General features: G+C 36.2%; 1 protein-coding gene. It reads left to right on the forward strand.

What is annotated here, in order from left to right:
• Nucleotides 1-671 (forward strand): hypothetical protein (locus tag DDR33_RS26835; RefSeq protein ID WP_238387947.1); only part of this gene is annotated, 671 nt, incomplete at its 5' end.
• Nucleotides 672-856: the final 185 nt, after the last annotated feature.

Raw genomic sequence — 856 nt, forward strand, 5'->3', positions numbered from 1 at the left:
TAGTTATAATCGTAATATTGATAGCGGGGGGGTATTCTGTAAAAGTCATATATGGATTTTTTAAGACGTTTTCACAAAGCAAGGGTGTCTCCCGTAGTATTCCCCAGGAGTACCTAAATCTGTTTGATGAAAAATATCGAAGTGAATTTAACTCTCCTTTTACATATAGGAGTAAAGTTAGTTCAGACGTTTCCAATTTTTTATATAAAGGAACATACAGTGTTGTAGTATATAAATTTCCTTTATTGAAAAATATTTCGCTGGAACAAATAGTTAAGGAAAAGATGCTTGATTCCAAAGCGTCAAGTGATGTTCTATATTCTGATATTAGCCAACAGAGTTATATATTAAAGTATAAATTGGATAGATTGAATCTTGTCTCTGATATTAGCCTAAGTATGCGAGGTAATAACATTGAAAGGGTAATTAAAAACGATAGTGTTATATGTTATTCATTGAAATTTATTAGCTTTTCATTAAAGATTGATAAGGACGCAGATGTCGACATTCTTGCTCAGTCAGGAACTAACGAAGACTTTAGAGGAGAACCTGTTCCTGTAAACTTACTATTTCTTAAAAGGAACAAATCTGTATATTTTGTAATTCTGGCGGTTAATGATCGCCACCACTCTTTAACAAGTAATTTCCTTTATGAATTAATGGATATTTAGTGGTAGAAAAGCTGTCTAATTAGCTAGTGGAAACGGTTTGAAGTATAGCTTTGAATATTACGGTCACATACAGCTATGAAGGCAACCGGCTGAGCAGCCTCAGCGACGGGGGCAGCAGCACGCTGGGGGTAAAGAACCTGACCGGCTCTGCTGCTGCCTACAGCTATGACCAGAGCGGAAGCCTG

The organism is Pararcticibacter amylolyticus, assembly GCF_003130405.1.
In the GTDB taxonomy this organism is placed as follows: domain Bacteria; phylum Bacteroidota; class Bacteroidia; order Sphingobacteriales; family Sphingobacteriaceae; genus Arcticibacter; species Arcticibacter amylolyticus.